This is a genomic window from Pelosinus sp. UFO1 (genome assembly GCF_000725345.1).
GTDB lineage: Bacteria > Bacillota > Negativicutes > DSM-13327 > DSM-13327 > Pelosinus.
The window spans coordinates 3,468,378-3,495,344 of the sequence record NZ_CP008852.1 but is presented as its reverse complement, the minus strand read 5'-3'; the positions used below and the strand labels follow the sequence as shown (position 1 = coordinate 3,495,344).

22 protein-coding genes, 1 pseudogene and 1 other annotated feature are annotated in these 26,967 nt (G+C 40.4%); of the genes and pseudogenes, 21 read left to right on the top strand and 2 right to left on the bottom strand.

What is annotated here, in order from left to right; translation table 11 throughout:
- The first annotated feature begins 57 nt into the window (after nucleotides 1–57).
- The 15 genes and pseudogenes from UFO1_RS26040 (at nucleotide 58) to UFO1_RS16510 (ending at nucleotide 15,018) form a co-directional block, all read left to right on the top strand.
- Nucleotides 58–186: a hypothetical protein gene (locus tag UFO1_RS26040; RefSeq protein ID WP_256380521.1), complete on the top strand. Its 129-nt coding sequence runs from the start codon at nucleotides 58–60 to the stop codon at nucleotides 184–186.
- 18 nt (nucleotides 187–204) lie between these two features.
- A pseudogene (locus UFO1_RS26035) lies at nucleotides 205–270 on the top strand (hypothetical protein); the annotation flags it as partial.
- 36 nt (nucleotides 271–306) lie between these two features.
- A complete protein-coding gene (locus UFO1_RS16570) occupies nucleotides 307–789 on the top strand; it encodes a GntR family transcriptional regulator (protein ID WP_236639438.1) in 483 nt (160 codons plus the stop codon).
- Nucleotides 790–951: 162 nt separating this feature from the next.
- Nucleotides 952–2,382: an N-acetylglucosamine-specific PTS transporter subunit IIBC gene (gene nagE, locus UFO1_RS16565; protein WP_038672623.1), complete on the top strand. Its 1,431-nt coding sequence runs from the start codon at nucleotides 952–954 to the stop codon at nucleotides 2,380–2,382.
- Between the two features lie 88 nt (nucleotides 2,383–2,470).
- Complete coding sequence (murQ, locus tag UFO1_RS16560; protein WP_038672621.1) at nucleotides 2,471–3,352, top strand: N-acetylmuramic acid 6-phosphate etherase; 882 nt, start codon at nucleotides 2,471–2,473, stop codon at nucleotides 3,350–3,352.
- Entirely contained in the window at nucleotides 3,346–4,485 is a 1,140-nt protein-coding gene (gene nagA, locus UFO1_RS16555) for an N-acetylglucosamine-6-phosphate deacetylase (protein WP_038672619.1), read from the top strand. The genes murQ and nagA overlap by 7 nt, the downstream gene beginning before the upstream one ends.
- A gap of 4 nt (nucleotides 4,486–4,489) precedes the next feature.
- Nucleotides 4,490–5,233 carry a glucosamine-6-phosphate deaminase gene (gene nagB, locus UFO1_RS16550; RefSeq protein WP_038672617.1) on the top strand — a complete coding sequence of 248 codons (744 nt, stop codon included), beginning with the start codon at nucleotides 4,490–4,492 and terminating at the stop codon, nucleotides 5,231–5,233.
- Between the two features lie 36 nt (nucleotides 5,234–5,269).
- Entirely contained in the window at nucleotides 5,270–5,749 is a 480-nt protein-coding gene (locus UFO1_RS16545) for a PTS glucose transporter subunit IIA (protein WP_038672615.1), read from the top strand.
- Nucleotides 5,750–6,043: 294 nt separating this feature from the next.
- Nucleotides 6,044–7,591 carry an acyl CoA:acetate/3-ketoacid CoA transferase gene (locus tag UFO1_RS16540; protein ID WP_038672613.1) on the top strand — a complete coding sequence of 516 codons (1,548 nt, stop codon included), beginning with the start codon at nucleotides 6,044–6,046 and terminating at the stop codon, nucleotides 7,589–7,591.
- 30 nt (nucleotides 7,592–7,621) lie between these two features.
- Nucleotides 7,622–8,803, top strand: a complete 1,182-nt coding sequence (locus tag UFO1_RS16535) for an acetyl-CoA C-acetyltransferase (protein WP_038672611.1) — start codon at nucleotides 7,622–7,624, stop codon at nucleotides 8,801–8,803.
- Nucleotides 8,804–8,908: 105 nt separating this feature from the next.
- Nucleotides 8,909–10,048 carry an acyl-CoA dehydrogenase gene (locus tag UFO1_RS16530; protein ID WP_038672609.1) on the top strand — a complete coding sequence of 380 codons (1,140 nt, stop codon included), beginning with the start codon at nucleotides 8,909–8,911 and terminating at the stop codon, nucleotides 10,046–10,048.
- A gap of 29 nt (nucleotides 10,049–10,077) precedes the next feature.
- On the top strand, nucleotides 10,078–10,866 hold the full coding sequence (locus UFO1_RS16525; RefSeq protein ID WP_038672607.1) for an electron transfer flavoprotein subunit beta/FixA family protein: 789 nt from the start codon (nucleotides 10,078–10,080) through the stop codon (nucleotides 10,864–10,866).
- Between the two features lie 15 nt (nucleotides 10,867–10,881).
- Complete coding sequence (locus tag UFO1_RS16520) at nucleotides 10,882–12,081, top strand: electron transfer flavoprotein subunit alpha (RefSeq protein WP_038672605.1); 1,200 nt, start codon at nucleotides 10,882–10,884, stop codon at nucleotides 12,079–12,081.
- Between the two features lie 188 nt (nucleotides 12,082–12,269).
- The gene (locus UFO1_RS16515) at nucleotides 12,270–13,130 is read left to right on the top strand and encodes a 3-hydroxybutyryl-CoA dehydrogenase (RefSeq protein ID WP_038672603.1); all 861 of its coding nucleotides are present in this window, start codon (nucleotides 12,270–12,272) and stop codon (nucleotides 13,128–13,130) included.
- A 160-nt stretch (nucleotides 13,131–13,290) separates the two neighbouring features.
- A complete protein-coding gene (locus tag UFO1_RS16510; protein ID WP_038672601.1) occupies nucleotides 13,291–15,018 on the top strand; it encodes a methyl-accepting chemotaxis protein in 1,728 nt (575 codons plus the stop codon).
- A gap of 162 nt (nucleotides 15,019–15,180) precedes the next feature.
- Here UFO1_RS16510 and UFO1_RS16505 read toward each other — a convergent pair whose 3' ends face one another.
- Together UFO1_RS16505 and UFO1_RS16500 are read right to left on the bottom strand one after the other, a co-directional pair.
- Nucleotides 15,181–15,597 (bottom strand): MaoC family dehydratase, encoded by a 417-nt coding sequence (locus UFO1_RS16505; RefSeq protein ID WP_038672600.1) that lies wholly within the window; start codon nucleotides 15,595–15,597, stop codon nucleotides 15,181–15,183.
- A 24-nt stretch (nucleotides 15,598–15,621) separates the two neighbouring features.
- Entirely contained in the window at nucleotides 15,622–17,019 is a 1,398-nt protein-coding gene (locus UFO1_RS16500; RefSeq protein ID WP_038672598.1) for a GntP family permease, read from the bottom strand.
- A 403-nt stretch (nucleotides 17,020–17,422) separates the two neighbouring features.
- Between UFO1_RS16500 and UFO1_RS16495 the strand changes: the two genes are divergently transcribed.
- The 6 genes from UFO1_RS16495 to ilvN all read left to right on the top strand — a co-directional run bounded on the left by UFO1_RS16495 (nucleotide 17,423) and on the right by ilvN (nucleotide 26,863).
- A complete protein-coding gene (locus UFO1_RS16495; protein ID WP_038672596.1) occupies nucleotides 17,423–19,516 on the top strand; it encodes a sigma-54-dependent Fis family transcriptional regulator in 2,094 nt (697 codons plus the stop codon).
- Nucleotides 19,517–19,866: 350 nt separating this feature from the next.
- Nucleotides 19,867–20,073 (top strand): hypothetical protein, encoded by a 207-nt coding sequence (locus tag UFO1_RS16490; RefSeq protein WP_038672592.1) that lies wholly within the window; start codon nucleotides 19,867–19,869, stop codon nucleotides 20,071–20,073.
- Between the two features lie 90 nt (nucleotides 20,074–20,163).
- The gene (locus UFO1_RS16485; protein WP_038672590.1) at nucleotides 20,164–21,756 is read left to right on the top strand and encodes an ABC-F family ATP-binding cassette domain-containing protein; all 1,593 of its coding nucleotides are present in this window, start codon (nucleotides 20,164–20,166) and stop codon (nucleotides 21,754–21,756) included.
- A gap of 228 nt (nucleotides 21,757–21,984) precedes the next feature.
- Nucleotides 21,985–23,688, top strand: coding sequence for a DUF885 family protein (locus tag UFO1_RS16480; protein ID WP_038672588.1), 1,704 nt, complete (start codon nucleotides 21,985–21,987; stop codon nucleotides 23,686–23,688).
- Between the two features lie 464 nt (nucleotides 23,689–24,152).
- Nucleotides 24,153–24,414, top strand: a binding site (T-box leader).
- A gap of 254 nt (nucleotides 24,415–24,668) precedes the next feature.
- Nucleotides 24,669–26,366 (top strand): biosynthetic-type acetolactate synthase large subunit, encoded by a 1,698-nt coding sequence (gene ilvB, locus UFO1_RS16470; protein ID WP_038672583.1) that lies wholly within the window; start codon nucleotides 24,669–24,671, stop codon nucleotides 26,364–26,366.
- On the top strand, nucleotides 26,366–26,863 hold the full coding sequence (gene ilvN, locus UFO1_RS16465; protein WP_038672582.1) for an acetolactate synthase small subunit: 498 nt from the start codon (nucleotides 26,366–26,368) through the stop codon (nucleotides 26,861–26,863). Before ilvB ends, ilvN begins: the two co-directional genes overlap by 1 nt.
- The last annotated feature ends 104 nt before the right edge of the window (nucleotides 26,864–26,967 follow it).

Below are 26,967 nucleotides of genomic sequence, written 5' to 3'. Positions count from 1 at the left end.
TATACAACATGTCAACTAGGTGACGTTTCAAATAGCAGCAGTAAAAGGTGGGAAACTATGAAGAAAGTTGATAAAGATTCACCAATACCATTATATTATCAATTGAAAAATATAATTTCTGAGATGATAGAAAATGAAGAATTAAAAGCAGATGAAGTGGTGCCAACGGAAAGGGAATTATGTTAAACCCACGGCATTAGTCGCATGACGGCCAATAAGGCAATCGCAAGTTTGGTCAATGAAGGACTGTTGTATCGAGAACGAGGTAAAGGGACCTTTGTTGTCAAGAACAAGGAGAAACATCCTTTGCACAATTTGTTAGGCTTTACGGAAGATATGCAGCGGCGTGGTATGAGCATCAGTACTAAGATCATTTCCTTTCAACGTAAGCCAGCGACAAAAAAGCTGCAGCACGATTTGCAAATCGGTGAACAGCAGGAAGTGTTTGAAATCACGAGGTTAAGATCTGTCAATGAGGAACCCTATGCCATTGAAACTGCTCATTTGCCAACCATGCTTTGCGAAGGCTTGACGGCTGAATTACTGGAAAATAACTCTTTGTATACGATCTTGGAGAAGGAATTTGGTTTACAAGTGGAATATGCCAATCAAACCATTGAGCCTGTATTGGTGAATGATTATGAGAGCCAAATGTTACAGGTGAAACAGAAAACCTTGGCATTAATGTTTTCACGGTTGACCTATGCCAAAAAGAACATTCCTATTGAAGTGACCAAGTCCATTTATCGGAGCGATCGATATAAATTTGAAATTACTTTGAATCGATAATTGTTACGAATCAGCATATGTATATGGTACAAATTTTAAAATGACAGATTTGATTTATTTCTATTAGAAAGCATTCTTTTATTTATTGCAGCGAGGCGGGACGTTATATCAGGTCATTTTCTAGTTTGTAAGATATAAAAAAACGAATAGGAGGTTCTAACTATGGGAAATTGGTTTGGAAAATTACAAAAGATAGGCAAGGCACTCATGCTGCCAGTGGCAGTATTACCAGCGGCGGCTTTGTTGCTGCGGTTTGGTGCTCCAGATGTTCTTAACATTCCTTTTGTTATGAAGGCTGGTGCGGCGATTTTTGACAACTTGGCATTATTATTTGCGATGGGTATCGCCATTGGTATATCTCACGATAATGGCGGTGCATCTGGATTATCAGGAGCTGTTGGGTACTTAGTGTTAACGAATGGTCTCAAAACTATTAATCCAGATTTGAACATGAGTGTATTAGGCGGTATCTTAAGTGGACTAGTCGCTGGGTATATGTATAATAAATTTTATAATGTTAAACTTCCCGACTTTTTAGGATTCTTTGCCGGGAGACGTTTTGTCCCTATTGCAACGGCAGCATCCGCTATTGTGATGGCAGGGGTCTTTGGAGTAATTTGGGGGCCAATCCAAGGCGTTATTCATATGATTGGTGAGTGGATTATTGGGGCAGGCGCATTTGGTTTATTTATCTTTGGGATATTCAATCGACTCTTAATTCCTTTTGGTCTTCATCATATTTTGAATAGCTTTGTTTGGTTTGTCTTTGGGAATTATACTGATGCAACGGGTAAAGTGGTAACTGGTGATTTGAACCGCTTCTTTGCTGGAGATCCTACCGCAGGTGGGTTCATGGCTGGATTCTACTTGATCTTTATGTTTGCTTTACCAGGTGCGGCACTGGCGATTTACACTTGTGCCAAACCAGAAAATCGTAAGAAAATTGGCGGTGCCTTGTTATCAGTAGCATTTACAGCTTTCTTAACAGGTATTACAGAGCCACTTGAGTTCATGTTTATGTTCTTAGCTCCTATGTTATATTTCTTACATGCAATTATGACTGGGCTCGCATTGGCCCTTGCAAGTTCGATGGGAATTTTACACGGTTTTGGTTTCTCCGCTGGTCTAATCGATTACTTATTAAACTGGGGATTAGCAACGAAACCAGGTATGTTGATTCCACTAGGCTTAGGATTTGCTGCTTTGTATTATGTAGTATTTGTCTGGGCTATCAAAAAATTCGACATTCCTACTCCTGGCCGTTTTGATGATGAAGGGGATAATGCAAGGTTAGATACTGCCGATATTAGTGTATTTTCTCTCAGTATGGTAGAAAAACTTGGCGGAAACCAAAATATTGAAGCAGTAGACTCTTGTATTACTCGCTTGCGTTTAACAATTCGTAATACTGCCCTGGTTAAAGAAAATGAAATCAAGGCATTGGGCGCAGCTGGTGTTATCCAGAAGGGGAATAGTGTGCAAGTCATTGTTGGTACAAAGGCTGAAATAATTGCCGATGAAATGAAGAAAATCCTATTACAGGGAACAACAGCTAGAACAGATAACAATAATACGTCGGCGCCTCACGTTTAAAAAATTAATTTGAAGGTGGAATTGAAAGTTGGAGATGGTGGAGGGTTCCCTGTCTCCGGTTTTCAATTCCTTTTTTAGGAGGTTTCTGATGGAGCAATGGAATAAAGATACCATTCTGATTGATGAGGTATCTACCCTTGAAATGGTACAAATGTTTAACCGAGAAGATCAAAAAGTAGCGGTTGCTGTGGGAAGATGTCAGGGAGAAATCAGCGCAGCCATTGAGATGATTGTGGAAGGTTTACAAGCCGGGGGGCGGCTTTTTTATATCGGCAGCGGTACAGGTGGCAAGCTAGGGGTACTGGATGCTACAGAATGTCCACCTACTTTTGGTACGGATGATAATACCGTGATTGGCCTGATATCTGGAGGCGATGAAGCTATATCAGGCTGGCGGGAAGATACAGAAGATGATGAGGCATTGGCGTTACAGGATTTAAAGAAGAGAGAATTTGGCTCTCGTGATGTGCTAGTCGCCATTAGTGCCAGCGGCAACACTCCGTATGTCTTATCAGCCGTACGTTACGCCAAAACTCTAAGCAGTAAGACAATCGGGCTCTGTTGTTCTTTGTCAGGAAACCTGGAAAGTATCACCGATTTATGTATTGTGATTGATGTTGGACCAGAGGTCATCATGGGCTCTACCCGTCTTAAAGCAGGCACTGCCCAAAAAATGGTTCTCAATATGCTATCATCATGTTCCATGATTAAGATGGGCAAGACCTATAATAATTTGATGGTAGATGTAAGGCCAATTAATGCGAAACTAAAAAAACGGGTAATCGATATCATTACCCTTGCAACGGGCAAAGGTGAGAAGTTTGCCACCCAGGCACTCGAGAAGGCAAAAGGCAATGTGAAAGTTGCGATTCTTATGTTGGTGATGAATCTAAATGCGACAGTCGCCTATGCATTACTCAAAAAGCATAATGGATATTTAAAAAAAGCAGTAAAGGATGATTCATTTTGAAAGCAATTAGAAATGGGAAAATCATCACGCTGCAAGGAATTTTGCATAATCAGGCAGTCATCTTTGAAGAGAAAATACTTGGCATTGTTCCCGAAGAGCAGTTAAGTCAATATACAATTGATGAACTGTTAGATGCAGATGGCAGGTACGTATCCCCTGGGTTTATCGATGTTCATGTACATGGCTGTAATGGTTTTGATACTATGGATGAGGAGGAGAAAGCCCTAGCTGCCATTAGTAAGGGAGTTTTGCAAACCGGAGTTACCTCCTTTATGCCAACAACGATGACGATGCCCTTTGCAAGAATCGAGCAGTCGATGGAGCGTATCCGGCAGGCGATGAAAGAAAGCTCGGGCGCCGAGGTGCTAGGCTGCCATATGGAAGGTCCTTTCATTAATGAGAATTATAAGGGAGCCCAAGATAAACGGTTTATCATGGCACCTGACATTGAGAAAATCGAACCCTATTTGGATTGTATTAAGATTATTACGATTGCTCCAGAAATCGGAGAGAGTCATGATTTTATCGAAGCTTGTACGAAGCGGGGGCTGGTTGTGTCAATCGGGCATAGTAGTGCTACTTATGAACAAACTATGAAAGCCATTGATGCAGGAGTATCACACATGACTCATATCTTCAATGCATTACCACCGCTGCATCATCGTTTTCCCGGTGCTATAGGAGCGGCAATGGATAGTGATATTGTATGTGAATTGATTGTTGATAATCTCCATGTACATCCAGCCATGCAGCGCATCTTATTAAAAGTGAAAGGCCTGGAGAACATCATCTTAATTACTGATGCCATGCGGGCGAGTCTTTTAGGTGAAGGGCAATACGATTTGGGCGGTCAGAATGTGATTGTGAAACAAGGGGAAGCCCGGTTAGCGGATGGTGTGATAGCGGGAAGTGTATTAACGCTCAATCGCGGGGTTCGAAATTTTATGGAAAATAAAGGCATTGATTTGGTGAGTGCTATTTCATTGGTCACCCTTAATCCTGCCAGAGAGTTGGGTGTCCTAGATCGTAAGGGCAGTATTGAAGTCGGAAAAGACGCTGATTTAGTGGTATTTGATGAGGAATTAAATATTTTTGCTACCTTTGTGGGAGGTAGCCTATTATACAGGGGGTAATGATGTGCGTATCGTAATTGCAAAAGATTATGAAGATATGAGTGCAAGGGCAGCTAGAATTGTAGCTGGTCAAATCTATTTGAAACCGAATAGTGTACTAGGAATGGCGACAGGCAGTACTCCGCTCATGCTGTATAAAGAGCTAATCAGGGTACATCAGGAAGTCGGTTTGGACTTTACGGAAATAACGACCTTTAATTTAGATGAGTATTTAGGATTACCAAAAGAAGATGAACAAAGCTATAACTACTATATGTTTCATCATTTTTTTAATCAGATTAATATTAAAAAAGAAAATATCTATATCCCAGATGGCATGACCAAGGATATTGAATTAGAATGCAAATCCTATGACCGAGAGATTCAGAAAAAGGGTGGCATTGACCTGCAGGTCTTAGGAATTGGCAACAATGGACATATTGGCTTTAATGAACCGGATATTAAATTTGAAGCTACAACTCATAAGGTAAAGCTAGATGAAGAGACCATTCAGGCGAATTCCCGCTTTTTCCCCACCATGGAGGAAGTACCGAGATTTGCCATTAGCATGGGGATCAAGACCATTATGCATGCGAAAAAAATCTTATTACTGGCAAGTGGTGAGAACAAAGCAGAAGTCATTCATCAGGCTCTCTTTAACGGCATTACACCAGAGATACCAGCTTCTATCCTGCAGCTTCATCAGGATGTTACGGTGATTGTGGAAGAAAGCGCAGCGAAGCTGTTAAAACCGAAACTGCAAGAGTGACAAAAAACGTGGAATATAATGTAGGGTGGTAAGAACATGTTTAATTTTTGGGGTCGTAAAAAAGAAAAGCTCACTATTTATGCACCAGTAAAGGGAAAAGTAATTGACATTACTGCCGTTCCTGATAGTGTTTTTGCAGGTAAGATGATGGGCGATGGCGTCGGGATTGAACCGGCAGACAATGTGATCACCGCACCATGTGATGGCAAAGTGATCTTGGTAGCCAAGACCTTACATGCTGTAGCGATTGAGGCCCAAGGGGTAGAAATCCTAATTCATATTGGTATGGACACGGTAACCTTAGGGGGAGAAGGATTTACTGCTCATGTTGCAGTAGGGGATTCGGTAACTAAGGGAGACAAACTAATTACTTTTGATCGAGAGTATATTAGTAAGCAAGGCAAAGACCTGATTACACCTGTTGTCATTACGAATATGGATCAGAAAGTAAAGAGTTTAGAGAAAAAGTTGGACGATCTAAACGGTGCTATTATCGAGATAGAAGTGAAAAGTTAAAAAGGCCGTTCCACGTAAGCAGCCTTCCCAGTAGGGAAGGCTGCTTTTTCTATGTCTAAGTGAGGATTTTACAATGTTTTTCCTAGAAAATTCGGGTCTATGAAAATGTGTATATGTTTTTAGACAACTATGTATAGGTACATAGACGGATTTTTCTTAATAAACTGTCTATCTGAAAATTGAAAATGCAGTGTTTACGGGACTCTTTTGAAAAGAATGCTGTCTTCTTATCTCTTGGCATAGTAATTGCATTATTAGTAAGTAAAGATAGCTTGCTGAGGAGAGTGGGATTTTATGGCCAAGGTAATAAGTGCATTAGAAGCTGCAAAGCTAATAAAAAATGGTGATACGATTGGCGTTAGTGGATTTGTTGGTAACGGGCATCCCGAAGCCTTAAGTGCTGCGATGGAAGAACGTTTTTTAGCAGAGAGTGCTCCCCGGGATTTAACCTTGTTTTACTGTGCTGGCCAGGGAGATGGTAAAGATCTTGGTCTTAATCACTTTGGTAATGAAGGCATGGTGAAACGAGCTGTTGGCGGTCATTGGAATTTAGCACCTAAGCTAGGTAAGTTAGCTGTAGAAAATAAAATAGAAGCCTATAATTTCCCTCAAGGTACGTTAGCCCAGTTAGCTCGTAATATAGCTGGCAGAAAACCTGGTGTAATTACAAAAGTTGGCTTGCACACCTTTGTAGATCCACGGGTTGAAGGTGGCAAAATTAATGATGTTACTAAGGAAGAATTAGTGGAAGTCATTCAACTTGGTGGTGAAGAGTGGTTATGGTATAAGCCTTTTCCTATTACTGTAGCTCTATTACGTGGTACTAGCGCTGATGAGAGAGGCAATATCACAATTGAGCATGAGGCAGTTTCTTTAGAAATATTATCCTTAGCTCAGGCTGCGAAGGCGTCTGGCGGTATTGTTATCGTACAGGTGGAAAGACTAGTAGCCAATGGCAGCATGCCTCCGATGAGTGTGAAAATTCCAGGCATTGTTGTGGATTACATTGTCGTAGCTGAAGATATGAAACAACATAAACAGACCTTTGGTGAACAATATAATCCTGCTTATTCCGGTGAAATTCGCGTATCCTTGTCAGCCCTTGCACCGATGCCCCTTGATGAACGCAAAATTATTGCTCGCCGGGCAGTTATGGAATTGACAGCGGATTCTAAGGTGAATCTTGGTATTGGCGTTCCTGAGGGAGTAGCTCTTGTAGCGAACGAAGAGGGAATTGGCGATAAAATGACCTTAACCGTTGAGGCGGGCCCAATTGGTGGTGTACCTGCTGGCGGTTTAAGTTTTGGTGCCGCGACAAATGCCGAGGCTATTTTAGATCAACCTTATCAGTTTGATTTTTACGACGGTGGTGGCTTGGATTTAGCGTACCTTGGTCTGGCAGAAACAGATAAACACGGTAATATTAATGTCAGTAAATTCAAAGGTCGGGTAGCTGGCTGTGGTGGTTTTATTAACATTACACAAAATGCGAAGCAAGTAATTTTTTGCGGTGCATTTACAGCTGGCGGTTTAAAAGTAGCGGTTGCCGATGGAAAATTGACGATTGTCAATGAAGGAAGAGCTAAAAAATTCATTGATCACGTAGAGCAAATCACGTTTAGCGGCAAGTATGCCCAAGAGGTAAATCAACCCGTTATGTATATTACGGAACGCGCTGTATTCGAATTGACGAATGAAGGTATGATGTTGACCGAAATCGCACCAGGCGTTGATTTAGAAAAAGATATTTTGGCTTTAATGGATTTCGCGCCAATTATTTCGCCAAATCTTAGAATGATGGATGAGCGTATTTTTCATAAAGAATTGATGGGTCTAAAATAGTTTATTTAAAAATGAGGATGGTGTTTTTTAATGAAAGAAGTAGTAATAGTAAGTGCAGTAAGAACCGCAGTAGGTAGCTTTAATGGATCTTTATCCCCTTTTTCTGCAGTAGAATTAGGCAGCATGGTAATTAAAGAAGCGATCGCTAGAGCGGGCGTAGAAAAAGAAAATATTGATGAAGTTATTTTTGGTAACGTACTGCAAGCAGGCTTAGGACAAAATCCAGCTCGCCAAGCGGCAGTGAAAGCGGGGGTTCCTCAGGAAGTACCTTCTTATACGGTTAATAAAGTATGTGGTTCAGGCTTAAAGACAGTGAACTTAGCAGCCCAAGCAATTATGGCTGGGGATGCTGAGATCGTAGTTGCTGGTGGTATGGAAAGCATGACAAATGCTCCTTACGTCCTTGACAGCAAAGTACGCCAAGGGTTACGCATGGGACATTCTGAAGTAAAAGACGTTATGATCCAAGATGGCTTGTGGTGTGCATTTAATGATTACCATATGGGTATTACAGCAGAAAATGTTGCAGATCAATTCGGAATTACTCGTGATGAACAAGATAGACTTGCTTTCTCTTCTCAGCAAAAAGCAATCGCAGCCATTGAAAGCGGCGCATTTAAGAAAGAAATATTACCAGTTACCATCAAAGGCAGAAAAGGGGATACTGTTTTCGCGACAGATGAATATCCAAAGAGCGATGCTATGCTTGAAAAATTACAAGGGCTTCGCACTGCCTTCAAAAAGGATGGTACGGTTACTGCAGGTAATGCTTCTGGTATTAATGACGGGGCAGCTGCTCTCGTATTAATGTCTGCTGACAAAGCAAAAGAATTAGGGCTCAAACCGATGGCTCGTATTCGCAGTTATGCTGCAGCAGGTGTTGATCCAAGTATCATGGGTATTGGTCCAGTAGCGGCGGCGCAAAAGGCATTGGCTAAAGCTGGATTGACAGTTGCTGACCTTGATCTCATTGAAGCCAATGAAGCATTTGCATCACAATTTTTGGCAGTAGGCAAAGAACTTGGTTTTGATCAAGAAAAAGTGAATGTGAATGGTGGCGCCATTGCCATCGGTCACCCAATCGGTGCAAGCGGAGCAAGAATTCTAGTTACCTTGCTGCATGCGATGGAAGCAAGAGATGCTAAGGTTGGCCTAGCTACCTTGTGTATCGGCGGCGGACAAGGTGTAGCAACGATTGTTGAACGTATTTAATACCCTTTAAAATTGTGTCCCAATATAGAGTCAGTAGATAAGCTACTGACCTATATTTGATGATATAAGTGATGTTTTTCACAAAAATAAGGGAGGCTTATTATTATGCAATTTCAACTTACAGAAGATCAGAAAATGGTACAAAAATTGGCCCGGGATTTTGCCGAAAAAAAACTAGCACCAAGTGTAGCAGAACGTGATGCTAAGGAAGAATTTTCTCGTGAATTGTTTGATGAAATGGGAGCAATGGGCTTAACTAGCATTTGTTTTCCAGAAAGCTACGGCGGAGCCGAAGGCGATGTTTTAAGTTATATATTAGCAGTGGAAGAGTTATCAAAGGTTGATGATGGTGTCGGTATTACCCTGTCTGCTACAGTATCCTTGTGCGCATGGCCTATCTATGCCTATGGTACGGAAGAGCAAAAACAAAAATATTTGGTGCCATTAGTAGAGGGTGAAAAGCTAGGAGCCTTTGGCTTAACGGAGCCCAATGCTGGAACTGACGCCGCTGCTCAGCAGACAGTGGCAGTGGCTGATGGGGATGACTATATCTTAAATGGTAGCAAAATATTTATAACCAATGGCGGCGAAGCAGAAACCTATGTAGTATTCGCCATGACGGATAAATCCAAAGGTACAAAAGGAATTACTGCATTTATCGTAGAGAAGGGAATGCCAGGTTTTAGTTTCGGTAAAAAAGAACACAAAATGGGGATTCATACTTCTTTAACGAATGAATTGGTATTTCAAAATGTACGTTTACCAAAAGAAAATATGCTAGGCAAAATAGGGGAAGGTTTTAAGATTGCAATGAGTACTCTAGATGGCGGTCGTATCGGCGTTGCTGCTCAGGCTTTAGGCATTGCCCAAGGCGCTCTTGATCACGCTATTAAATATTCCAAAGAAAGAGTGCAGTTTGGCAAACCCATTGCTCAAAATCAAGCATTGGCATTTATGATGGCTGATATGGCTACTAAAATTGATGCGGCTCGTTTATTGGTCTATCGCGCAGCTTATCTAAAAGACCAAGGGTTACCTTATTCCAAGGAAGCTGCCATGGCAAAATTATATGCATCGGATATCGCTATGGAAGTGACTACTGATGCAGTACAGGTTTTTGGTGGGTATGGTTACAGCCGGGAATATCCAGTAGAGCGTTTAATGCGTAATGCAAAGATTACACAAATCTATGAAGGTACAAACCAAGTACAGCGCATGGTTATTTCTGGAGCTATTTTACGCTAATAAGTGGATAAAACAGGGGGACTTACATTATGGAAATAGTAGTTTGTGTCAAGCAAGTGCCTGATACTACGGAAGTAAGGATTGACCCAGAGACAAATACACTGATTCGCCAAGGTGTACCAAGTATTGTAAATCCATTTGATAAAAATGCATTAGAAGCAGCGTTGCAGCTGAAAGAAAAACATGGGGGTAAGGTTACTGTTCTTTCCATGGGCCCTCCACAGGCAAAGGAAGCGCTAAAAGAGTGTTTGGCCATGGGAGCTGATGAAGCTATTCTCATGAGTGATCGCGCCTTTGGCGGTTCTGATACCTTAGCTACCAGCCATGCTTTGGCATCTGGCATTCGAAAAATGGGTAAGGTGGATATTATTCTCTGTGGTAAACAAGCCATTGATGGCGATACTGCTCAGGTAGGGCCCGAAATTGCGGAACACTTAGGTATCAACCAAGTGACCTACGTATCAAAGATCAATGACCTAGATGACCAAAAGATAAACGTAGAGCGGGAACATGAAGAGGGTTATGAAGTCATCGAGGCACAAATGCCAGTATTACTAACCGTTGTTAAGTCGATTAATGAACCACGCTATCCTACGGTAAAAGGTACGATGAAAGCCAATCGTAAAGAGATACCTATATGGACGGTACAGGATGTAGAAGTGGATCACAATGCTCTTGGGCTTAAGGGTTCGCCGACACAAGTACGTCGTATTTTTACTCCTGAGCGTCGTGTACAGGGTGAGATCATTCAGGCAGATACAGCGAGAGAAGCAGCTGCTACTCTTGTTAAACGACTCGTCGGGATAAAAATTATATAGGCAGGGGGTGAAGAAATGGCTGTAAAAGTAACGCAAGAAGAATGTATTGGTTGTAGTGTTTGTGTAAGTACCTGCCCATTCGGGGCCATTGTAATGGAAGACGGTAAAGCCTTGATTACGGATGCTTGTACTGCCTGCGGAGCTTGTCTTGATGTTTGTCCAGTTGGGGCCATTCATCGTGAAGTAGAAGAGAAAAATGTTGTGATGAATAAGGATGAATTTAAGGGTGTTTGGGTTTATATTGAGCAAGTTGACGGACAGGCGCGTAATGTAGGCTATGAGTTATTAAATGAGGGGCGTAAGCTTGCGGATGCTATGGGGCAAGAAGTAGCGGCAGTTCTTATTGGCGGCAATGTAGAGGGACTTACGAAAGAAGTATTTGCCCGCGGCGCTGACAAGGTTTATTTGGTAGAAGGCAAAGAATTTGCCCATTATAGTACAGATGCTTATACGATTACCCTTACGGATCTCATTCACACCTATAAGCCTGCTGTTATCCTCATGGGGGCAACCAATGATGGGAGAGATTTAGGTCCAAGAGTAGCTTGCAGGGTAGGTACTGGTTTGACTGCTGACTGTACAAATCTTGGGATTGACGAAGCCAGCGGTTTGGTAGCTTGGACTCGTCCTGCTTTTGGCGGTAATATTATGGCAACGATTTTATGTCCTGATCATCGTCCACAGATGGGTACGATACGTCCTAACGTCTTTAAACGGGCAGAGCCAGATTACTCTCGTTCCGGTGAGATCATCAAGGTAGCCAGTAAGGTAAAAGATACAGATATCCGTACGAAGTTACTTGATATCATCCGTGTGGGAACAGAGTCAGCCAATCTGGAAGAAGCTGAAATTATCGTTTCAGGTGGCCGAGGCATGACGAAACCTGAAAGCTTTGCTTTGATTGAAGAATTAGCTCATGTATTAGGCGGCGCGGTTGGTGCTTCGCGGGCAGTCGTTGACGCTGGTTGGAAGCCTGCACTGCACCAGGTTGGGCAAACTGGGAAAACAGTAGGTCCTAAAGTGTATTTTGCCTGTGGTATTTCTGGTGCCATCCAGCATGTAGCTGGTATGTCATCTTCTGATATTGTCATTGCGATTAATAAAGATCCAGAAGCACCGATTTTCAAAATAGCGAATTACGGTATTGTTGGTGACGTAATGGAAGTCATTCCTGCCTTAATTGATGAAATCAAAAAAATCAAAGCGGCTGGTTAGATTATCAACGAAACTTGGTTTAAAAAGTGATTGAACCGCAGAGGCGCAGAGAGTACAGAGGGGATTTTAATTGCCTCTTAGCGTCCTCTGCGTCTCTGCGGTTCAAAATTGTATATCCCAAGGAGCAGGTAGGGTATTTTTATTATAAGAGTAGTATTTATTGTATTTAATCAAAGGAGGTTTTTCTGATGGAGATTAAACGTGTATTAGTCATTGGCGCCGGGCAAATGGGAAGCGGCATTGCGCAAGTTATGGCGCAAGGTGGTTTGGACGTTATATTACGGGACATTAAAGAAGAATTTGTACAAAAAGGCATTAAGGGCATCGAAAAAAACCTAACTAGAGCCGTTGAGAAAAACAAACTGACGGTTGAAGATAAAGATGCAATCTTAAAGCGTATTTGTCCAGTTGTAGATCTAGACGAAGCGTCTTGTAATGTAGATCTTGTCATTGAAGCGGCAGTAGAAAATATGGATATTAAGCGGGATATATTTCAGACATTAGATCGTTTGTGTCCAGCTCACACTATTTTAGGAACGAATACTTCCTCATTACCTGTTACCGCTGTCGGTGCCACCACGAAACGAGCGGATAAAGTAATTGGTATGCATTTCTTTAATCCAGCGCCTGTCATGAAATTAGTAGAAGTGATTAATGGTTTGGCGACGAGTGAAGCAACATTTGCTGCTGTTAAGGCTCTTGCCGAACAATTAGGAAAAACCCCAGTAAAAGTTTCCGATTTCCCTGGTTTCATTGGCAACCGTATCATGATTCCAATGATTAATGAAGCTGTATTTGCTTTAATGGAAGGGGTAGCGAGTGCCGAGGATATTGATAATGTAGCGAAAATGGGCTTTAATCATCCGATGGGACCATTAGCGCTTTCCGACTTAATCGGCAATGATACGGTACTTTATATCATGGAAGTCTTGCATGAGGGGTATGGTGATCCTAAATATCGTCCATGTCCTTTACTGAAAAAAATGGTGCAAGCAGGTTATTTGGGACGTAAATCTGGTAAAGGTTTTTATGACTACAGCTTAGCTTAAAATAAAATGAAAGTAGGCTTATACTACGCTTTTAAAAGTGCAGTATAAGCCTTAGTCCTTTTTTAAAAAAAGCAAAAAAGACCTCTTTAAGTTCGTTACATGGGAAATTTCATGTAGTTTTACTTAGAGAGGTATTTGTATTAAGGGTAGGAGGGTAACTATGAAAATAGGGAAAAAGATTTCTTTATCATTGTCCGTAATGTTGACTTTCATACTCATTATGGGTGTCTATTCTTTTTGGTCTGCTCATACGATTCAAAATGGTGTGGATGAGATTCAGTCCAGTAATGCCAAAGCGATTCTTTCCGCTAAGGCCGAAAATGAATACACAGGTGCTGTGCTAGAGATTAGGCGTTATATAGCCGATGGGGATGAAAAATATAGTAAAAATTTCGCTGACAAACTAGATTCAGTCATTGAACTGGAAAAACAACTGATTGCCATAACCCCACAGGATAAACGAAAAGACGTGGAAAAGCTTCTGGATGATACGGAAAAATATAAAAATGGTGTAGTTTCTAGGCTAATCCCTGTACTGCGTGAACAATATAAGGAAAAGACAACGGGTAATCAAGAAAAAGCCAATCAATATGCCCAAACAAGTGGTGCGATTACTCGTGAACTCACTCCTTTTGCCCAGTCAATACAAAAAACGCTGCATACAAGTGTAGATGAGAATTCAGAGATAGCCATTATGGAAGTGAACAAGGTTAATAATAAAGTCGCTAGTACTGTATCGACAGCAATACTATTGAGTATAGTTGCCCTTGTTTTTGGCGTAATTCTTAGTATTTACTTAACTCGGCAAGTGACTACACCCGTTCGTAAGATTACCTTAGAGATAGATAAAATGGCAGAAGGTGATTTTACAGGGAAAGAAGATCCAGTTTTCAATGGAAAGACGGATGAATTTGGACATGTTGCAAAGGCGATTTCCACAATGAAAGGAAATTTGAAAGGCCTTATTTTTAATGTACAAGAGAAAACTCGGTCACTTTCAAATTATTCGGAGGAACTACATACTAGTGCCGAACAATCAGCGCAAGCGTCGGTACAGGTTGCTGATTCGATTATGAATGTGGTTTCAGGTACAGAGAAACAGGCAAAATCAGTGGAGATAACCTTATCTGTAGTTGAGAAAACATCGAATGATGTTCGATTTGTAGCCAGGAATGCTAAACATGCTTTGGATACATCGAATAGCGCCACACTAGCAGCAGTTGAAGGGGAAAAACTGATTAACTCTGCTCAGCAGCAAATGCGTAGTATTGAAAACACGGTAGGTAGTTCGGCGAACGTCGTAAGTAAGTTAGGTGAACGCTCTAAGTATATCGGTCAGATTGTCGATACGATAACAGGAATCGCTGGTCAGACAAATCTTCTTGCCTTGAATGCGGCGATTGAAGCGGCTCGTGCCGGAGACCAAGGGAGAGGGTTTGCGGTAGTTGCCGAAGAGGTACGAAAGTTGGCTGAGCAATCGGAAGAGGCAGCAAAACAAATTGCATTACTAATTGGTGAAATTCAGTCAGAAACAAAGCAAGCAGTGATATCGATGCAGAACGGTACAGAGGAAGTAAAATTAGGTGCTAGAGTAGTAGGTGATGCGGGAGTTGCCTTTCAAAATATTATTAAACTGGTAAAAGATGTTTCGGTACAGGTGACGGAAATATCACAGGCTGGGGAACAAGTGTTAGCGGATAGTCAGAATATTGTTGGAGCCGTCCGGGGTATCCATGAAGTAACACAGGATACTGGGGCTCAAACTCAAACAGTTTCTGCAGCCACTGAAGAGCAGACGGCTTCTATGGAAGAGATTGCGGCGACTAGCTGTAGTCTTACTACTATGGCTGAAGAACTCCAAGCGGCAGCATATAAGTTTAAAATCTAGATAGAATAAGAAAAGACTTGGCTTGTGCCAAGTCCTCGGACGCAGGCAGAAGCCTTAGTCATTCTTACTTGGAATCAAGAAAGTGTTATACTTTCTGATTCCGTAATAAAAGACCTCTTACCATCCTAGGATAGTAAGAGGTCCTTTTGAGTTTTATAGTCTTTATTTCTTCATGACAGTGGCTTTACCGTCAATCACGATGGTTCCATCTTGATTTGTAACGAAGGTTCTAAGAATCAAACGATTTTTTGCTTCGATTTTTTCAATGACTTCAACGGTAGCAGTGACTGTATCACCGATTTTTACAGGAGCTTTGAAAGCGAGTTCTTGTCCCATGTAAATTGTATTTGCGCCAGGTAGGGTAGTGCCAAGTACAGCGGATATAAAGCCTGCAGATAACATACCATGGGCAATACGCTCTTTAAACATGCTAGTTTTAGCAAATTCTGCATTCACGTGCACAGGATTGAAATCTCCAGTAAGACCAGCGAAAGTATATACATCATACTCCGATACGGTTTTAGACATACTGGCTTTGTCGCCAACTTGAATATCTACAAACTTTACATCTTGTATCATGGAAAACACCCTCTCTTATTTTTTTTATAGAATTCCCGTGGTAGTGTGAAGTAAGATGATCACAAATACCATAAGAGTTTTTAACATAGTCAGTACAAAAATATCGCCATAGGAGTCTTTATGAGTCATTCCGCAAACAGCCAGCAATGTGATTACGGCACCATTATGAGGTAATGTGTCCATACCACCAGATGCCATGGAAGCCACTCTGTGCAGAATTTCAGGAGACATACCAATGGAGTTTGCCCAAGCTAACCAGTCTTTAGCCATTAAGTCTAAAGCGATGGACATACCACCTGAGGCGGAACCAGTAACACCTGCCAAAATATTTACCGTTACTGCTTCTGATACTAGAGGTGAGCCGCCTACTTTAATACTCATTAAAGCGCTGGAAATGTTTTTGAAACCGGAAAGGGAAGAAATTACGTTGCCATAACCAACTTCAGATGCAGTGTTCATAATTGCTAATAAGGAACCGATTGCTCCAGCATTTAAGGATTTTGCTAAAATGCCTTTACCGAGGTTGTTCCACCCAAGAGCAATTGCTAACAAGATACCAGATACTAGGGCAATAATGAGTGACCAGATACTAATTACATTTTTAATCGCTGGTGCAGTTAAAGGAAGCTTCATTGCTTGGAACGGAGCAAGCATATTAGGATCCCATGTGAAGATTTGTGTCATAACATAGTTGACAACGAGTACTGTTAACAAAGGAAGAATCGCAATTTGTAAGGATGGTAATTTAGACGAAGCTGATACTTCAGGCTCGTTTAAAGTATGGGCGCCATATCCTTCACCACGGTCTGCAGCTTGTTTGCGACGACGCTCTAGCCAAGTAACGCCCAAAGCAAAGATCAAGGAACCGCCGATAAGACCTAAGATTGGTGCTGCATAAATGTTAGTACCAAAGAAGTTAGTTGGGATCAGATTTTGAATTTGTGGGGTACCAGGTATGCAGTCCATAGTTGCCGTAAATGCTCCTAGGGCAATGGTAGCTGGTAATAATCTTTTTGGAATATCAGCTTCTTTGAATAATGCAGAAGCAAAAGGATACACTGCGAATACGACTACGAATAAGCTTACACCACCGTAAGTAAGTGCTGCTCCAGCAAGAACAACGGCTAAGATAGCGCGTTCTTTACCTAAGGTTTTCATAATTGAGTGAGCAATCCCTTTTGCAAGGCCCGTGTCTTCCATAATTTTACCGAAAACGGCACCTAATAAGAAAACAGGGAAAAAGGATTTAATATACGTGACTGCTTTCGCCATAAATAGTTCTGTATAAGCTGGCATTAGTGGTAGTCCAGATAGCGACGCTGCTAATAAAGCAAATACAGGAGCAAAAAGGATAACGGAAAAACCTCTATACGCAAAAAACATTAATAGAAATAAACTTAAGATAATACCTACTACTTCCACAACAATGACCTCCTCACTTATTTTGCTCTAATTTTTAAAAGTTAGCTATATTGGAAAGCCTCCTTTCGTTATCATTAGATATATGCAAATTTTATGCCAATTCAAATTATGGCGAAAATTACTCTGAATTGCTAATAATAAGAAGAGTCGAAAATATATAAATGTACATAAAGATAGACAATATGTATAAGAAAAGAGACATACATTTGGAATAGACAAACTTTAAAAAATGAATTATTCTTTGAAACCGTTGAAATTTGCAGTATGGCTGATACTCTAGTATAGATTGTATCGTAAAATAGAGCTGTTTTATTAATTATGTCTATGAATGCGTACATAAAATAGCAGGAATAATAGAACAAATGTCTAATGAGCTTATTAAAGAGGATTTCTGGAGGTGGGTATGCGCGTAAAAGAATTAATGAAAAAACATATAGTAACGGTGTTACCTACGATGACATTACACCAAGCTGCAGTTGTTCTTAGTGCTGCTGGTGCAGACCAGGCTTTTGTTGTGAATAATGAAGGGCAATTCGTCGGTTTAATTAACCAGATGGGATTTATCAAGGCGTTAGCGAATAGGGATACAATGAAGAAGTCTGTACAAGATATTATAACGAGTAATGTTGTTTCTTTGTCCCCTGCTAGGCGTATAAATAATGATTTGGAAGAACAGTTTTCAGTGCATCAGTGCAACTCTTTTCCTGTCGTTGATGTAGAGAATCGTCCATTAGGAATCTTATGGCGGACGGATGTAGTTGCCTATTTATCTGAGCAGTCACAATTTTTAGCAGAAGAGCTGCATGCCATTGTCGACTCTCTTTATAATGGCGTAACGGCTGTTAATTCGGAAGGAATTGTCACCTTATTTAATTCTGCTGCGGAAACGATTACAGGGTTAAATGCGGAAGTTGTCATTGGACATCATGTTGACGATGTATTACCCAATACAGGTCTTAGCCGGGTTTTAGAGACTCGATTAGCGGAAATCAATCAACAGCAAAATATCGGTAACTGTAAAATAATTACCAACCGGTCTCCGATTCTCAGTCATAACAAGGTGATTGGATCTGTAGCCGTGTTTCAAGATATAACGGAGCTGCAAAACGTAGCTGCGGAACTAGAAAATGTAAAAAGTTTAAAAAGTACATTAGAATCTGCCATTGAAAGTATTTTTGAGGGAATTGTAATCGTCAATCGAACTGGTAAAATCACAATGATTAATCAAGCCTATTGCGACTTTTTAGGCGTTGACCGGGCAAAAGTAATTGGAAAACCAGTTGTCGATATTATCCCTAATACTCGTATGCACGTTGTTGCCCAAGATGGTAAGGCTGAAATTACGGACATTCAACGAATCAACCAGCATAATTGTGTTGTTACTCGTATTCCTATTGTAAAAGATGGTGAAACAGTTGGGGCTGTAGGGAAAGTTGTTTTTAAAGATGTTAAGGATCTTAAAATATTATCGAATAAACTAAATAAGTTAGAACTTGAGGTAGAGTATTATAAGGAAGAATTACGAAAAGTATACGGTGGGAAATATACTTTTGAAAGTATCATTGGTGAAAACGAAAAGATGCAGTGGCTTAAATCCATCGCAGTAAAAGCTGCAAAAGGGAATTCCACAGTACTCATTTTAGGGGAGAGCGGCACTGGTAAAGAAGTATTTGCTCAGGCCATTCACAATGAAAGCAGAAGAAATAAAGGTGCTTTTATTAAGGTGAATTGTGCTGCTTTACCAGAAAACCTTCTAGAAACAGAATTGTTTGGGTATGATGAAGGTGCCTTTACGGGAGCTAAGAAGGGCGGGAAACCTGGGAAATTCGAGTTAGCAAATGGAGGCACTATTTTTCTTGATGAGATTGGTGATATGCCGATTTCTATGCAGGTTAAGCTGCTTAGGGTATTGCAAGAAAGAGAATTCGAACGGGTCGGGGGGACGAAAACAATCTCATTAGACCTACGAGTGATCGCCGCCACCAATCGGGATTTGACGAAGATGATTGAGCAAGGTGATTTCCGTCAAGATTTGTACTATCGCTTAGATATTATATCCTTAGCCATTCCTCCTCTAAGGGAAAGAGTGGGAGATATACCGGCGTTATGTGATTTGCTGCTCAAAAAAATCAATAAGCAAGTGCCGCATTGCGTTGAAGGTGTATCTGAGGCAGCTTTAGGATTGTTAATGGATTATAGATGGCCGGGTAATGTTCGGGAATTGGAAAACATTCTAGAGCGAGCAGTAAATTTAATAGATGAAGATGAGACTTTGATTAATCCAGAACATTTGCCGCCTATTGTCAAGAAGATTGGTAAAGTGAAAGAACAAATGGAGAGTGCTGATAATTTAGCAGACATGCTAGGTGATACAGAAAAACAAGCCATTCTAAAGGCATTAGAGGAAGCTGGCGGCAATAAGAGTAAGGCAGCTAAAATCTTAGGTATTCATCGATCTGGTTTTTATCAAAAGTTGCAAAAGTATAATATTAAGTAGTTAGAAAATAATTTCTTAACAAAGCGTTGACACATCCCTAATATAGTGCTATAATGACAGAGATCAATATCGAAAGCTAAAGGCCGTCATATTTGACGGCCTATATTTATATGGTAGAATTACAATAGTTACTCAGCATGTTGGTGGCTGAACAATACAAAGAGTCAATTGTAAGTGAATGACTGGTAGGTTAGAGTTGTTCTTGAGAAAAAAGAGTAATCATAAATCCTGTCTCTGCATATCCTATAGAGTTGGTGGTAATGTTGATTAAGTACATAGTGTGTGAAATTTACAAGGTGTGTTGTATATTAATTACCGCTATCAATTATAGGTTACAGGAGGGTTTAAAGATGAAAATGGAACAACGTATTCAACAACTTTGCAAGAAGTTGCTGAACTTAGGCTATTATCCTTTCCAGGTGAAAAGTATTATACAATTCGCCATTGGAAGCAGTAATATAGACGCAGCAAACAATGCTGACAAGCTTAAGCTAGTTAATGTCTTAGAAGACTATGAAAAGTTAGCACATAACTTTTCACTTGCATATAGTAAGTAAATAAAGAGCCTTTTGGGCTCTTTATTTCTGTTAATTTAAGGATCAAGCAAATTCTATGTGCCATTTTAAAAAAGGAAGGCTGATAAAAACATGATTAGTACAAGTGGTTTAACGTTGCGGTATGGAAAAAGGGCATTATTTGAGGATGTCAATATAAAATTCACACCAGGTAATTGTTATGGCCTAATTGGTGCGAATGGTACAGGGAAATCGACTTTCTTAAAAATCTTATCCGGTGAAATTGAGCCAAATTCTGGTGAAGTTATTATTTCAGCAGGTGAACGCTTAGCTGTATTAAAGCAAAATCATTATGAATTTGATGAATTTGATGTTTTAAAGACAGTTATCATGGGACATGCAAGATTGTTTGAGATTATGGAAGCAAAAGAAGAATTGTATGCAAAAGCTGATTTTACCGATGAAGATGGTATTAAAGTCGGTGAACTAGAAGGCGAGTTTGCTGAATTAAATGGTTGGGATGCGGAAACTGAAGCCGCTAGAATGTTAACTGGTTTAGGGATTGGTGAAGAATTTCATTACAAATTAATGAAAGATTTAAGCGGTAATGAGAAGGTCAGAGTACTCTTAGCACAAGCTTTGTTTGGTACCCCTGATATCTTGCTTTTGGATGAACCAACAAATCATCTTGATGTTGAATCCATTCGTTGGTTGGAAGAGTTCTTATATAATTTTGATAACACAGTTATTGTTGTATCCCATGACCGTCACTTCTTGAATAAAGTTTGTACTCATATAGCAGACATTGACTTTAGTCAAATTAAACTGTTTGTCGGCAACTATGATTTTTGGCAGCAGTCTAGTGAATTGGCATTGAAAATGGCTAAAGAAGCCAATAAGAAGACAGAAGAAAAAATGAAAGACTTACAAACTTTTATTCAACGATTTAGTGCCAATGCTTCCAAATCGAAGCAAGCAACATCTCGTAGAAAACAGTTGGATAAGTTAACATTAGAAGATATTAAACCATCTTCCCGTAAATATCCTTACATTGCTTTTAAACCAGATAGAGAAGCTGGGGATCAACTGTTGACTGTTGAAAACCTTTGTAAAACAATTGATGGTGAAGTGGTATTAAACAATGTTAGTTTTGTAGTGACAAAAGCAGACAAAATTGCTTTTGTTGGTGCGAGCAGCTTGGCTAAAACTACACTCTTTAAAATTTTAATGGGTGAAATGGAAGCGGATAGTGGGGAATTCAAATGGGGTGTAACCACTTCACAAGCCTATTTCCCTAGAGACAATGCAGAGTATTTTGACACGAATCTTAATCTTGTCGATTGGCTTAGACAGTTCTCAAAAGATCCTGATGAAACTTTTGTTCGCGGATTCTTAGGTCGCATGCTGTTCTCCGGTGAGGAAAGTCAGAAGGAAGCCAATGTACTATCCGGTGGTGAAAAAGTACGTTGTATGCTATCCAAGATGATGCTCAGCGGCGCCAATGTACTCATTTTTGATGAGCCTACCAATCATTTGGATTTGGAGTCAATCACTTCATTGAATAATGGGTTGATTAGCTTTGAAGGTACTATGTTATTTGTTGCTCACGATCATGAATTCGTACAAACCATTGCGAATCGTATTATCGAGATTACAGAAGACGGTATTATTGATAAACGCATGACATATGATGAATATTTGGAAACAGTAGCAACTAGAAAATAATTGCTGCTAACGAGGTATTAATCTCAAAACACGTACGTCACTTACTAGTGAGGTACGTGTTTTTCTTTTTAAGACCGTATGAAGGATTCTTTTCTTTACTGGGGAAAGTGATATAGTAATAGTTTTTAATATTAGGTGGATATTGTTCCTAATTTTTGCATAAGGTAAAGATACTCAGGTTGTAAGTTAGGGAGAAAGTTAGATTTGATAAGTAGGGAGCGATTTATAATGAAAGAATATGATATCTTAATCGAAAAATTTCATGACTATTTTACGCAAGATGGGAATGCTTGTGTAAGTTTGGGGGTCGATAAAAACTTAGATAATTTACCTGACCCTAGTTTGGAGAGTAGTAAGTCAGTAGTGGATGCAGGACAAAAATTATTGGCAGATATTGCTAGTTTTCCTCGGGGAGTTTTAGATTTTGAACATATTCTAGATTTGGACTTAGCTGCTTTGGCTGTAGAATTTGCAGTATTTAAACATAGCTATACCTTTAATGATAAGACAGAGTTAGAACAAAAACCGACTGCTGGTGATGATATCAGTAATGGGTTATTTTTGATGTTTGTTAATGATCCTCGTCCAGCGAAAGAGCGATTGGATAATATTACGGCGCGACTGGAAAAAGTACCTCAGTATTTAGAACAATTGATTAAACGCTTGGACACACCTGTTAAACGGTGGGTGAGTATGGATATAGAAAAGGTAGAAGGTTTACCTGACTTTTTTGCCAATCTCTATAGTTGGGCAAGGGATGAGAAATATCCCCAGTTAGAAAGATTAGAAAAGGCGAAAAAAGAAGCAGAAGCAGCTCTAGATAAATATATAGAACAAATCAAAGTCATGCCTACTACGGAACATTTTTTTATCGGTAAGGAGCAGGCTAGTGAGTTCATAAAATTACGTGGGATTGATAAATCTATAGAAGAACTACATAAGATGGCTACTGACTTTTTGCAGGAAACAGCAGAAGAACTTGAAACGTTACGGGTTAAGTTAGTAGATAAGTATAAGCTATCATCTGCTATGACATTGGAAGAATTACACGACTTCTTAAATCAAAAATATAAAGTCAAACTTGATCCCGCTAATTCGCTGCCTAGTGTTATTGTTCGCTATAAAAAGGAAAGAGATAAAATTACCCAATATTTACTCGAAAATGACCTATTTCCTATCTTCAAAGAACAAGATATGCAGATTATCCAAACTCCTGCTTTTATGGCTCCTTCCATCCCTGCTGGCGCTATGGTCTCACCACCACCCTTTAGGGCAGGAGTAAAAACAAGTATGGTTTATCTTACGTTAAGTGAAGAATTATTGGATGAACATACAGAACTTTCCATTCCTTCTATGATGATTCATGAGGGGATTCCAGGGCATCATTTGCAATTGGCTACTGCTTGTACTCATCCTTCTGTTGTCCGACGGCATTTTGACGCTATGGAACATGCAGAAGGTTGGACGACCATGTTAGAAGATTATATGCTAGATATTGGTTATATGGGAGATTTAGCTGAGGAAGCACGGTTTTGTGCCAAACGAGATATTTCAAGAATTGGTGCCCGGGTAGCCATCGATTTATATTTTATGACGGGAGATATCAAATACTTAGATGTAGGTATTGATGTTGAGTTAACATCGGAAGATCCTTTTGTCAATGCAGGTAAATTACTACAAAAGGTCACAGGTTTTGTATCTGGCAGGGTGCAAGCAGAGCTTAATTGGTATTCCCAGGAACGATCCTATCCTCTCTGCTATTTAACAGGCAATAAGTTGGTCTGGGAATTAAAAGAAGATATGATGAAGGCTCAAAAAGGCAAACTAGAGGGGCTGGCCTTAGATAAAGTATTTCACGAACTGTATCTAAAATCCGGAAATATGCCTCTCACTTTCTTGCGTAAGGTATATGAGCACGAAAAAATGTTATAAAGAAGACTTGATTCAGATGGAGTTTTAACTCCATCTGAATCTTAGCCCTTCTATCCAGGGACTTAGCCGCTCTTAACTCCCACTTATATAAGTGAGCCTTGGATTCGAAAATCCTTAGAGCGAACTTACTTCGAGTTTACAGACTGTTATCCGGACCAGAGGGCAGGATATTACAGGCTGTTAACGAGATAAGTGAGCCTTGGATTCGAAAATCCTTAGAGCGAACTTACTTCGAGTTTACAGACTGTTATCCGGACCAGAGGGCAGGATATTACAGGCTGTTAACGAGATGAAGTTGGGAGTCTTAGAGCGGTTTAGTCATCGGATAAAATTTGTTTCCAATTTCATAAGAAACAACATAAGCAAGGTGAAATACCTTGCTTATGTTGTAATGTCTGTCTATTTCATAAAGAATGTTGTTGACAGAGGGTGGAATTTTCAGTATTATAAGCAAAAGGAATACTATAAAGACGATGAATGGAAGAGTAATTATTTTCCTACTATTCACAGCGAGCTGGGTATGGTGTAAGCCAGTAATAGGGAGCATAATGAAAATCATCCACGAGTTGCGGGCTGAAGTTTTAGTAAGCTGCGCCGGGCCTCTTTGAGGAAATGCCGCCCGTTATTGCGGTGAGGTATAGAGCATTTTGCTTCGTACCTATGAGATGCTATGGCCTGTAACCATAGTAAGTTGGGTGGTATCGCGGATTAACCTCCGTCCCTTAATACAAGGGACGGAGGTCTTTATTTTGGTATCAGAATTTATAAGTTACTAGTTAAAAAGTTTGAACCACAAAGACACAATGCCGCTATCGCGGCACACAAAGAAGATGGGAATGAGATGGATAGAACCCCTTTGTGACCTTTGTGTCTTTGTGGTTCAAAAAGGACGCGTGGCGTTTTTCTTATTAATGATGGTTATTTTTACGTCACACAACTGTTTGTTAGAATGTTGGGAAAAGGAAGAGGAGGCGATTTACTTGAGAATGCTGGGAGCTGAGGCGGTAATTGAATGTTTAAAGGCGGAAGAGGTTGAAATTGTTTTTGGCTATCCAGGAGGTGCGGTGTTAACCCTTTATGATGCCTTGTTTAAAACAAATTTCCCTCATGTGTTAACTCGACATGAACAAGGTGCCGTTCATGCCGCCGACGGCTATGCACGGGCAACAGGAAAAACAGGTGTTTGTTTTGCTACATCAGGTCCAGGAGGAACAAATCTAGTTACGGGAATTGCTACTGCTTATATGGATTCAATCCCCTTGGTAGCCATTACAGGTCAGGTAGGAGTCTCCTTGATCGGCAAGGATTCTTTTCAAGAAGCAGACATCTGTGGTATTACGACCCCCATTACCAAACACAATTATTTAGTAAAAAAAGTGCAAGATTTGCCCCGAGTAATAAAAGAAGCTTTTTATATTGCACGTACGGGAAGACCAGGACCTGTAGTTATTGATATTTCAAAAGATGTTTTTAATGATACATTGGATTTTGAGTATCCTGATGCTGTGGAACTTCGGGGCTATAAACCGATATTTTCTGGTGACGCATCCAAGATCGATTTGGTTGTTACTGAGTTAGAAAAGGCTAAAAAACCATTACTATTTATCGGTGGCGGGGTTAATATTTCAGGAACATCACAGGAGCTAAGAAAGTTCGTAGAGAGTACAGGAATCCCAATCATTACTAGTTTAATGGGGCTAGGCTGTATCCCCTGTGATGCACCCCAGCATTTAGGAATGGTTGGTATGCACGGCACCTACGCTGCGAATATGGCAACTATGGAATGTGATCTTTTACTAGGAGTAGGAGTCCGATTTGATGATCGTGTAACCAGTTTAGTGAAAAACTTTGCCCCAAAAGCAAAAATAGTCCACTTTGACATTGATCCAGCAGAGGTCAATAAAAATGTCCGCTCCGATTTTAGAGTGATTGGAGATTTAAGATGGTCATTGCCTCTTCTAGCTGAGAAAGTTGCGTTGCAAGGACTTCAGAAATGGCAGCAGGAAACTGGGGAATGGAACAAATTGGTGCAGGAATGGAAAAAGGAAAAACCTCCAGTCTCTGAATTAGAAACCGCAGGAATTAAACCACAAGCCGTTATTGAAAAGGTTAGTGAACTTACCAAGGGTGATGCCATTATTGTAACAGATGTTGGACAGCATCAAATGTGGACGGCACAATCTTACACTTTTAAAAAGCAACGATCTTTCTTAACTTCTGGTGGTTTAGGAACGATGGGTTATGGTTTGCCAGCGGCAATTGGCGCACAGATCACCTTGCCAGAAAAACCCGTCGTATTATTTACTGGTGACGGTAGTATTATGATGAACTGTCAAGAGCTTGCGACCATGGCTGATAATGGGCTGCCAGTAAAGATTATTGTTATGAATAATCAGGTTCTAGGTATGGTCAATCAGTGGCAAAGAATGTTCTATGGTAAGCGTTACTCTCATTCCAGTACTAAGGGCTGTACGGATTTTGTAAAACTTGCTGAGGCTATGGGAGTTACAGGTCTATGTGTGACAGAGCCAGAAGAGTTGGATGCCATATTAGAAAAAGCATTGAAAATGGAAGGGCCGGTTCTCGTTGAGGTACTCTTGCCGGCAACAGAGGATGTATTGCCTATGGTTCCTCCAGGTGGCCGTCTAGATCAAATGGTATTGGGAGGGGTCTTCTAATGAAATATACATTAGCTGTTTTAGTAGAGAATCGACCAGGTGTACTCACGCATATATCGGGATTGATTAGCCGTCGGGCTTTTAATATTGAAAGTATTGCAGCTGGGTCTACCGAGGAAGCGGATACAACAAGAATTACGATTGGTGTAGAGGTTGAGGATGAATTCGAATTAGATCAGGTGGTAAATCAGCTGTCAAAACTAATTAACGTGATAAAAATTATTAACCTTACTTACGTAGATTCAATTCAACGAGAGTTGGCATTGATTAAGGTTCGAGCCAATAAAGCAAATCGATCCGATCTTGTTGATATTGTAGAGATTTTTCGCGCCAAGATTGTTGATGTAAATCGAGAAACACTAGTCATTGAACTTACGGGTGAAGAAGCTAAGATTGATGCTCTATGCGAGGTATTAGTAGACTTTGGGATTATTGAGATTGTTCGTACAGGACGAATTGCCGTTTCTCGTGGGCCAGTTCCCGCAAAGGAAATGTAGGTTCAGGTTGTGGGGATTTAGTGACCTTAACCACAGAGACACAGAGTACGCAGAGAATACAAAAAAGAACACAGAGGACGCAGAGGGGGGAAATGATCCTCTCT

What these genes read in the sequence shown, in the direction of transcription:
- UFO1_RS26040 (WP_256380521.1), top strand. Translation starts at nt 58, where the DNA reads ATGAAGAAAGTTGATAAAGATTCACCAATACCATTATATTATCAATTG.
- nagE (WP_038672623.1), top strand. Translation starts at nt 952, where the DNA reads ATGGGAAATTGGTTTGGAAAATTACAAAAGATAGGCAAGGCACTCATG.
- murQ (WP_038672621.1), top strand. Translation starts at nt 2,471, where the DNA reads ATGGAGCAATGGAATAAAGATACCATTCTGATTGATGAGGTATCTACC.
- UFO1_RS16545 (WP_038672615.1), top strand. Translation starts at nt 5,270, where the DNA reads ATGTTTAATTTTTGGGGTCGTAAAAAAGAAAAGCTCACTATTTATGCA.
- UFO1_RS16540 (WP_038672613.1), top strand. Translation starts at nt 6,044, where the DNA reads ATGGCCAAGGTAATAAGTGCATTAGAAGCTGCAAAGCTAATAAAAAAT.
- UFO1_RS16535 (WP_038672611.1), top strand. Translation starts at nt 7,622, where the DNA reads ATGAAAGAAGTAGTAATAGTAAGTGCAGTAAGAACCGCAGTAGGTAGC.
- UFO1_RS16530 (WP_038672609.1), top strand. Translation starts at nt 8,909, where the DNA reads ATGCAATTTCAACTTACAGAAGATCAGAAAATGGTACAAAAATTGGCC.
- UFO1_RS16525 (WP_038672607.1), top strand. Translation starts at nt 10,078, where the DNA reads ATGGAAATAGTAGTTTGTGTCAAGCAAGTGCCTGATACTACGGAAGTA.
- UFO1_RS16520 (WP_038672605.1), top strand. Translation starts at nt 10,882, where the DNA reads ATGGCTGTAAAAGTAACGCAAGAAGAATGTATTGGTTGTAGTGTTTGT.
- UFO1_RS16515 (WP_038672603.1), top strand. Translation starts at nt 12,270, where the DNA reads ATGGAGATTAAACGTGTATTAGTCATTGGCGCCGGGCAAATGGGAAGC.
- UFO1_RS16510 (WP_038672601.1), top strand. Translation starts at nt 13,291, where the DNA reads ATGAAAATAGGGAAAAAGATTTCTTTATCATTGTCCGTAATGTTGACT.
- UFO1_RS16505 (WP_038672600.1), bottom strand. Translation starts at nt 15,597, where the DNA reads ATGATACAAGATGTAAAGTTTGTAGATATTCAAGTTGGCGACAAAGCC.
- UFO1_RS16495 (WP_038672596.1), top strand. Translation starts at nt 17,423, where the DNA reads ATGCGCGTAAAAGAATTAATGAAAAAACATATAGTAACGGTGTTACCT.
- UFO1_RS16490 (WP_038672592.1), top strand. Translation starts at nt 19,867, where the DNA reads ATGAAAATGGAACAACGTATTCAACAACTTTGCAAGAAGTTGCTGAAC.
- UFO1_RS16485 (WP_038672590.1), top strand. Translation starts at nt 20,164, where the DNA reads ATGATTAGTACAAGTGGTTTAACGTTGCGGTATGGAAAAAGGGCATTA.
- UFO1_RS16480 (WP_038672588.1), top strand. Translation starts at nt 21,985, where the DNA reads ATGAAAGAATATGATATCTTAATCGAAAAATTTCATGACTATTTTACG.
- ilvN (WP_038672582.1), top strand. Translation starts at nt 26,366, where the DNA reads ATGAAATATACATTAGCTGTTTTAGTAGAGAATCGACCAGGTGTACTC.